The sequence below is a fragment of the uncultured Cardiobacterium sp. genome, from assembly GCF_938028185.1.
GTDB lineage: Bacteria > Pseudomonadota > Gammaproteobacteria > Cardiobacteriales > Cardiobacteriaceae > Cardiobacterium.
In genome coordinates, this window is record NZ_CALJAH010000202.1 from 1 (window position 1) to 8,014 (window position 8,014).

Annotated in this window: 8 protein-coding genes and 1 pseudogene; 4 read left to right on the forward strand and 5 right to left on the reverse strand. The window is 62.0% G+C overall.

Translation table 11 applies throughout. The annotated features are described in order from the left end of the window. Both Q0349_RS05950 and Q0349_RS05955 read left to right on the forward strand, forming a co-directional pair. Nucleotides 1–931: HAD-IC family P-type ATPase (locus Q0349_RS05950; protein ID WP_298079962.1), on the forward strand; the 931-nt coding region annotated here is incomplete at its 5' end. Nucleotides 932–1,028: 97 nt separating this feature from the next. After that, nucleotides 1,029–1,562 (forward strand): TIGR00645 family protein, encoded by a 534-nt coding sequence (locus Q0349_RS05955; RefSeq protein WP_298079963.1) that lies wholly within the window; start codon nt 1,029–1,031, stop codon nt 1,560–1,562. A gap of 33 nt (nt 1,563–1,595) precedes the next feature. Here the strand turns inward: Q0349_RS05955 and nth are convergent, their stop codons facing one another. From nth to Q0349_RS05975, 4 genes are read right to left on the reverse strand one after another with little or no spacing between them, the layout of a single operon-like run. Beyond that, nucleotides 1,596–2,228 carry an endonuclease III gene (gene nth / locus Q0349_RS05960; protein WP_298079964.1) on the reverse strand — a complete coding sequence of 211 codons (633 nt, stop codon included), beginning with the start codon at nt 2,226–2,228 and terminating at the stop codon, nt 1,596–1,598. A 17-nt stretch (nt 2,229–2,245) separates the two neighbouring features. Beyond that, entirely contained in the window at nt 2,246–3,190 is a 945-nt protein-coding gene (gene rsgA, locus Q0349_RS05965; protein WP_298079965.1) for a ribosome small subunit-dependent GTPase A, read from the reverse strand. Beyond that, nucleotides 3,174–3,929 carry a VacJ family lipoprotein gene (locus tag Q0349_RS05970; protein WP_298079966.1) on the reverse strand — a complete coding sequence of 252 codons (756 nt, stop codon included), beginning with the start codon at nt 3,927–3,929 and terminating at the stop codon, nt 3,174–3,176. The genes rsgA and Q0349_RS05970 overlap by 17 nt, the downstream gene beginning before the upstream one ends. Beyond that, nucleotides 3,926–5,011 (reverse strand): AI-2E family transporter, encoded by a 1,086-nt coding sequence (locus Q0349_RS05975; protein ID WP_298079967.1) that lies wholly within the window; start codon nt 5,009–5,011, stop codon nt 3,926–3,928. The genes Q0349_RS05970 and Q0349_RS05975 overlap by 4 nt, the downstream gene beginning before the upstream one ends. 55 nt (nt 5,012–5,066) lie before the next feature. Between Q0349_RS05975 and prmB the strand changes: the two genes are divergently transcribed. Next, entirely contained in the window at nt 5,067–5,966 is a 900-nt protein-coding gene (prmB, locus tag Q0349_RS05980) for a 50S ribosomal protein L3 N(5)-glutamine methyltransferase (protein ID WP_298079968.1), read from the forward strand. A 179-nt stretch (nt 5,967–6,145) separates the two neighbouring features. Here prmB and Q0349_RS05985 read toward each other — a convergent pair. Further along, nucleotides 6,146–6,547, reverse strand: a pseudogene (locus Q0349_RS05985) (alanine racemase); the annotation flags it as partial. Between the two features lie 429 nt (nt 6,548–6,976). On the opposite strand from Q0349_RS05985, the gene Q0349_RS05990 reads away from it, so the two are divergent. Next, a complete protein-coding gene (locus tag Q0349_RS05990) occupies nt 6,977–7,933 on the forward strand; it encodes a transferrin-binding protein-like solute binding protein (protein WP_298079970.1) in 957 nt (318 codons plus the stop codon). Nucleotides 7,934–8,014: the final 81 nt, after the last annotated feature.

Genomic DNA, 8,014 nt, shown 5'->3' on the forward strand with positions numbered 1-8,014 from the left:
GGCGGAAGAAAAAAACCCCCTCCCCTGCGAAGCGGGGGAGGGTTGGGGAGGGGGTGTGAAAACCCGCGAAGCGACCGCAGACCATACAAATGAAAAAACCGACGAACTCTACCGCCTCGCCGCCGCCGTCGAACAAAACGCCACCCACCCGCTCGCCCGCGCCATCGTCGCCACCGCCCTGGCACGCGGCATCGCCCTGCCGGAAACAACGAACGCCAAAACCGACAGCGGCGCCGGCATCCGCGCGGATGTGGCGGGTATCGGCACCGTCAAAGTCGGCAAACCCGACTACTGCGGCCTGACGCTACCTGAAAACCTGGATGAAGTTTGGAACATAGCCAGCATCGTCGCCGTCGCCGTGGACGACCGCCCGCTCGGCGCCTTCGCCCTCGCCGACGCTTTGAAGCCGGACAGCCGCGCCGCCATTGAGCGCCTGCACATCCACGGCATCAGCGCGCACATCATGAGCGGCGACCACGCGGGAACCGTTGCCTGGATTGCGCAACAACTGGGCATCGACGACGCACGCGGCAACATGAGCCCGCGCGACAAGGCCGCTGCCATTGACGCGCTTAAAGCGGCGGGAAAAGTGGTGGCGATGGTCGGCGACGGCATCAACGACGCGCCCGCACTCGCCGCCGCCAACGTCAGCTTTGCCATGAAAGACGGCGCGGACGTCGCTGAACACACCGCCTCCGCCACCCTGATGCAGCACAGCGTCAGCCAACTGGTCGATGCGCTGCTCATCAGCCGCGCCACCCTGAAAAACATCCGGCAAAACCTCTTTTTCGCATTCATCTACAACATACTGGGCATCCCGCTCGCAGCCGCAGGCTACCTCAACCCGATCATCGCCGGTGCGGCAATGGCGATGAGCTCCATCTCCGTTCTCGGCAACGCGCTACGGCTGAAACGGGCGAAGATTGAATAACAAATGTCGGGCAAATGCCCGACCTGCATCGCCTCATTGCACCCACCCGCGAAAACCGCTAACTTACGCGCCCTTTTTTCCCCGGAATATCAAACCCATGACCAATCCCCCGCCCTATTCCCGCCCGCGCAACGCCATTGCCAACATCATCTTTGCCAGCCGCTGGCTGCAACTGCCGATTTACCTCGGCCTTATCGTCGTCCAGCTCATCTACGCCTACAAATTCATGAAAGGCCTGTGGCACCTGCTCACCGAAATGGACACCCTCGCCGACAGCGCCATCATGCTCGCCGTGCTGAACCTGATTGACGTGGTGATGATTGCCAACCTGCTGCTGATGGTCATCATCGGCGGTTACGAAACCTTCGTCTCCAAGCTCAACACCGAAGACCACCCCGACCAGCCCGAATGGCTGAACCACGTCAATGCCTCGGTGCTGAAGGTCAAACTGTCGATGGCGATTATCAGCATTTCCTCCATCCATATGCTGCAAACCTTCATCAACGCCGCGCAACTGCCGGAAAAGGTGATGATGTGGCAACTGCTGCTGCATCTCGGCTTCCTCGCCTCCGCGCTGGCCATGGCGCTGACCGACCGCATCCTTTACAGCACCTCGCACCAAGAGCATTGACGCAACTGCGCCGTCGTTGCGGCGAAGCGGTCGCTATTCGTCAAACTGCGGGTTGTCGCAGAGGTCGGAGATGAGGCAGGAACCGCAGCGCGGTTTGCGTGCGATGCAGGTGTAGCGCCCGTGCAGGATGAGCCAGTGGTGCGCGTCGAGCAGGTATTCGGGCGGCACCCGTGCCATCAGGCCTTTTTCCACGGCAAGCACGGTTTTGCCCGGCGCGATGCCGGTGCGGTTGGCGACGCGGAAAATGTGGGTATCGACCGCCATCACCGGCTGGTGAAAGGCGGTATTCAAGATAACGTTGGCGGTTTTGCGCCCCACGCCGGGGAGGCGCTCCAGTGCGGCGCGGTCGGCGGGAACGTCGCCGCCGTGTTCGTCAATGAGGATTTGGCAGGTTTTGAGGATGTTCGCCGCCTTGTTGTTGTAGAGGCCGATGGTTTTGATGTATTCCTTCAGCCCGTCTTCGCCGAGGGCAAGGATGGCGGCGGGGGTATTGGCGACGGGGAAAAGGCGGCGCGTCGCCTTGTTCACGCCCTTGTCGGTCGCCTGTGCCGAGAGGATAACGGCGACGAGCAGTTCAAAGGTGCTGCCGTATTCGAGTTCGGTGGTCGGCTGCGGGTTGGCGTCGCGGAAGCGGCGGAAGCATTCGGCAATGGTGGCGGGGGTCATGATCTACGGCATTTGCATCAGGGATTTTCCAGCAGTTGCAGCAGGTTGTGGTAGCGGGCGGGGGCGATGTCGCCGCGTGCCAAAGCGGCAAGGACGGCGCAGTCCGGCGCAGTTTGATGGTCGCAGTCGGCGAAGCGGCATTGTCCGGCGTGCGGGGCGATGTCCGGGCAGGCGTTGATGATTTGCGCGCGGTCAAGGTGTTCGAGCGCGTAGCCGCGCACGCCGGGGGTGTCAATGAGCGCGGTCGTGTCATCCAGCGGGTAGCGGCGCAGGTTGGTGGTGGTGTGGCGACCATGTCCGGTGGCGGCGGAGATGGCTTGTATCCAGATGTCGGCGTCGGGTTTGAGGCTGCGGATGAGGCTGGATTTGCCGACGCCGGACTGGCCGCAGAGGATGGTTTGTTTGTCTTGCAGCCACGCGGCGAGTGCGGGCGGCACGCCGTCTTCTTGCAGGCTGGCGCTGTACACCGGGATGTTCAGCGCGTGGTAGGGGACGAGGCGTTCTTCCAATGCGGCGATGCCGTCGGCGTCGAGCAGGTCGGTTTTGTTGTGCAGGATAGCGGCGGGGATGCCCGCGTGGTGCGCGGCGATGAGGTGGCGGTCAATCAGGTTTTCTTGCCAGAGGGGTTCGGCGGCGATGGTGATGAGCAGTTGGTCGAGGTTGGCGGCGACGGTTTTCGCCTTGCGTCCCTGCCATTTGGCGAGCGCATTTTTGCGCGGCAGGATGGCTTCAACCACGGCGTGGCTGTCGTCTGTGCGGTGGATGAGGACGCGGTCGTTGCAGGCGATGTCGCCGCTGTGTTTGCGCCAGTCGGCGGCAAGGAGCTGGCCGTGGTGTTCGAGGATGAGCTGGTAGCCGAGGTGGCTGACGACGGTGGCGGTGTCGGCGGCGTCGTGCGCCGCCAGTTTGTCCGCCTGTTGCCCCGCGATGCGGCGACGTTGTTGTTTATTGAGTTTGCCCAACGCCTTGCTCTTGTTCAAAGATGTCGTCGAGTTCTTTTTGAGCGCCCGCGCTGCGCTGTTCGCCGGTGATTTGGCCGAAGCGGTATTGCAGCCAGGTGTCGCGCACCAGGGTGTATTTGTCGGTCGGCTGTTCGCCCGCGACTTTTTCCAGCGGCAGCAGTTGCGCACGGGTCTGGATGCCGTTGATGGCGGTCAGCGTCCAGTAGCCCGCCTTGTTGTGGTAGGTGAGGCGCTGCGGCGTGGTCGCGGTATCGACGATGCGGCCAAAGCCGTCGCGCACGGTCGAGGGGCCGAACAGCGGCAGCATGAGGAAGGGGCCGCTGTTGACGCCGTAGTGAGCGAGCGTCGTGCCGAAGTCTTCGTTGATTTTCGGGTTGCCCATCGGCGTGGCGACGTCTATCAGGCCGCCGAGGCCGTAAACGGTGTTGTCAATGACGCGGGCGAGTATTTGCAGCGACTGGCGGAATTTGAGCTGGAGCAGGCTGTTGGCGAGTGAGCCGACGTCGCCGAGGTTGCCGAAGAAGTTGCTGATACCTTTTTTCACAGGTCCCGGGGTGATGGTGTCGTAGCCGGTGGCGATGGGTTTGAGCAGGTAGGTATCAACGGTGTCGTTGAAGGCGAACACTTTGCGGTTGAACGGCTCCCACGGGTCGTAGGTGTAGCCGCGTTCGTCGATGGCGCTGCTGCACGCGGTGAGCAGGCTGGCGGCGGTAATGAGCGCGAGGAGGTGTTTTTTCATGATGGGTTTTCTTCCGTTGAAGGGGAGGCGGTGTCGCCATAGACGCCGCTTTGCAGGTAGTGTTGTTTGAGATGGCCGAGGAAAACGTTGATGACGGCGGCGGCGGGCAGGGCGAGGAGGATGCCGACGAAGCCAAAGAGCTGGCCGCCAGCGAGGACGGCGAACAGCACCGCCACCGGGTGCAGGCCGATGCGGTCGCCGACGAATTTCGGCGTCAGCACCATGCCTTCGATGCCCTGCGCGATGGCAAAGACGACGACCACGCCAAAAAGATGCGCAAAGTCATGGTATTGCAACAGCGCCATGCCACCGGCGAGCAGGATGCCGACGATGAGGCCGAGATACGGCACGAAGCTGACCAGTCCGGCGAAGAGACCGATGGCAATCGCCATGTCCAGCCCCAACGCGGTCAGGCCGATGGCGTAGATGATGCCGAGCGCGGTCATCACCAGCAGTTGCCCGCGCAGAAAGCCGCCGAGCACTTCGTCGGAGCGGCGCACCAGTTGCGTCACCGTGCCAAGCGCGCGGCGCGGAATGAGTTCGGCGGTCTTCGCCACCATCGCGTTCCAGTCGCGCAGCATATAAAACGTAATCACCGGCACCAGCACCAGATAGCCGACGAAGGAAATAATCCAGTTGGCCGAGCCCGTCACCTTCGCCAGCACCGTTTTCACCAGCGTCGCCGACGAGCCGAGATTGTCGCGGACGGTGGCGATGATGTCGTCCATGTTGAAGGCACCGGGGGTGATGTCAAACAGCGCGGCGAGCTGCGGCAGCACCGTGTCGCGCAGCCACTGGCCATAATTGGGCAGCTTGCCGACGACGCGGTCAATCTGCCCGCCAATCGCCGGAATAATCACCAGAACCACAAAAGAAAACAGCAGGATAATGCCGGAGAACACCGTGACCACGGCAAAGGTGCGCGACATCCGCCAGCGTTGCAGGCGATCCACCAGCGGGTCGCCGAGATAGGCGAGCAGCGTCGCCAACAAAAAAGGTGTGAGGACGGGGGTGAGCAAGTAGAATAAAAAACCGGCAAACAACAGAAGCGCCAGCCAGAATAACGTGTTGGAATTTCTCATTAAAAAGCCACAAAGCCGTGAAAACGGCGCACATTCTAACAGCCCGGAAAACCCCATGCACACCTTGACGACCCTGCTTGACTGGATACGTTACAGCGCGAGCCGCCTCGCCGCCGCTGACATCTACTACGGCCACGGCACCGACAACGCCCTCGACGAAGCCGCCGCGCTCGTCCTCGGCCTGCTCAACCTGCCCTACGACCTGAGCCCCGCCTACTTCGCCGCCCGCCTTACCGAAGGCGAAACCGCCGCGCTGCAAGATGCGCTCACGCGGCGCATCAACGAGCGCGTCCCCGTACCCTACCTCACCCGCCGCACCCACTACGGCGGCTACGACTTCTACATCGACGAACGCGCGCTCATCCCGCGCTCGCCCATCGCCGAACTCATTGCACGCGACCTCGCGCCGTGGTGGCCGCAAGACGAAGCACCGGAGCGCATCCTTGACCTCTGCTGCGGCAGCGGTTGTCTCGGCATCCTCGCCCAACTGCAACAACCGCAAGCGGAAGTCGTCCTCGCCGACCTCGACCCGGACGCGCTCGACGTCGCCCGCATCAACCTCGCCCGCTTCCGCATGGCGGACAGTGTGGCAATCTGCCAGGGCGACGGCCTCGCCGCCGTCAGCGGGCAGTTTGACTGGATCATCTGCAACCCGCCCTACGTTGAGGCGGCAGAAATGGACGACATCGCCGCCGAATACCGCCACGAACCGCGACAAGCGCTGGTATCCGGCGCAGACGGCCTCGACTTCACCCGCCGCCTGCTGCATGAGGCGCCCGATTACCTCACCGAACGCGGCCTGCTGGTGCTGGAAGTGGGCATGAGCTGGCCGCAACTGGAAGACGCCTACCCGGAAGCGGGCTTTGACTGGGTCGAATTCGAGCACGGCGGCGAAGGCGTCTGCATTATTACTGCCGACGAACTGCTCGCCTGGCGAGAAGCGGGGGTGGTGTGAGGCCGGCCATCCCGCCGCAAGCAAAAACGCCGCAATATGCGGCGTTTTTTGTGTTTCGTACCAGCGCGCGTAGGGTGGGGCTTGCCCCACCGCCCATGAACAGCGCTCTTGGCACGAGGCCGTCAATCTGGTCGCCCGCGCACAAAAAACGCCGCTTACCGCGGCGTTTTTGCTTGCAATCAGCCCGGCGCCAGACCCGGCCAGTATTCGCTGTCCGGGGTTTTGCGGGCGCCGAAAATCGCCTGGCCGACGCGCACCGTGGTCGCGCCTTCGGCAATCGCCAGCTCAAAGTCGCCAGACATCCCCATCGAGAGTTCTTCCAGCGCGGGGTTCACGTCGCGCAGGCGGTCGCGCAGGTCGCGCAGGCGGATGAAGCAGCGGCGCACCGCTTCGTGGTCGTCGCTAAAGAGGGCGAGGGTCATCAGCCCGCGCGGGCGCAGTGCGCTGTAAGCGGGCAGCGCGCGGATGAAGGCTTCGGCGGCGTCCGGTGCCATGCCGTATTTTTGCGGTTCGTCCGAGGTGTTGATTTGGATGAAGACGTCGAGGCTGCGCCCTTCTTGTTGCAGGCGGCGGTCGAGGTCGGCGAGATAACCCGCAAACCAGTCGGCGGGAATGGCGCCGCCGTGGATCGTGTCGTAGTGCGGGGTGTTGGAGAAAAGGACGGTTGGCACGGCAGCGGCACGCAGGCCGTGCGCGGCGAGTGTCGGCAGGGCAGCGTTGTTGCCGACAGTGCCATAGACGACTTGTGACTGGATGCTGATGACATCCAGCGGCAGCGGGTTGCGGGCGGCGTAGTCGAGGGTGTGGGTCTAGGGTTCCTTTGTCTTTGAGATAGGGGCAGGCTGCTGCCAGAGAAGATTGTTGTGTCACGGAATGTGTCAGTAACAGAAACGTTATTGTAACGGGGCTGTTATCGCAAGCCTGCATGGGTATCCCGTTAAAAAAGCAGCAAAGCCCATCTCTTCCCCCTTACAATGCTCGCCCTTTTATTTCAGAACCTTAGGAAAATCATGAAAAAGCACTTCGTCCTCAGCGCACTTACCCTCGCCCTGCTCAGCGCTTGTGGTGGCAGCAATGGTGGCAATAGCGATGGCGCCGTCCTGCCGCCTGCCGATATAAATGGCAGCCAGACCGCCCGCAGCAGCAATCCGTCTACGCAGCAGACGGGTAACGCCCCCCAGCAGCCCGGTGGCAATACGCAGCAGGCAGGCAATACCCAGCAAAATCCGCATCCGCAACAGCCGGATAACAGCAGCCAAAATCCGCAGCAACCCGGCAATAACAACCAAAACAACCAGCCCAACAACAGCGCGCTGACCATCACTCCCCGTAGCGGCGAACTGACTGGCGCTACCTACACCTTGACGACCGAGATTCTGAGCACCCCCGTTGCCCGCAATATCCGTGACCAATGCAACCTCAGCGTTGGCCAGATCAAACTGCCGACCTTCGCAGCCAGCGAGCACAAAGGTGGCCTGCTCATCTTCAACAACATCAACGGCAAAGAAGACCTGTCCTACAACAGCTTCCAGGTCAGTGACAACAGCTACCGCTACATCCAGTTCGGCAACTTTAATTTTGACCAGAATGATGAACGCCTGTTTTTCGCGCGCGGCAACGAAACCACACAAATGCCGGGCGGCGGCAGCGCCACTTACAGCGGCGACAGCATCCTGAACTTCCACAACAAGGACGAACAGTACCTGCGCACCGAGACCGGCACGATGAGTGCCCGCGCCGACTTCGCCAAGGGTACCCTCGACCTTAGCGTCAAAACCCCGTCACACAGCGGCAGCATCACCGACGCCCACATCAACGGCAACGGCTTCCTCGGCGCCGACGAGAAAAAAACCGTCATTGGCGGTAATTTTGCCGGGCCGTTGGCTGAAGAAATCTTCGGCTCTTACAGCCACATCGACCAGGACGGCAGCACCGTATGGGGCGGCTTTGGCGGCAAAAAACAATAGATCTCTTTCCAAACCAAGCAAAGGTGTACGTTTTTAGAATTTGTATCCCTGCCCCCACCCCAGCCCTCCCCCACGGGGGAG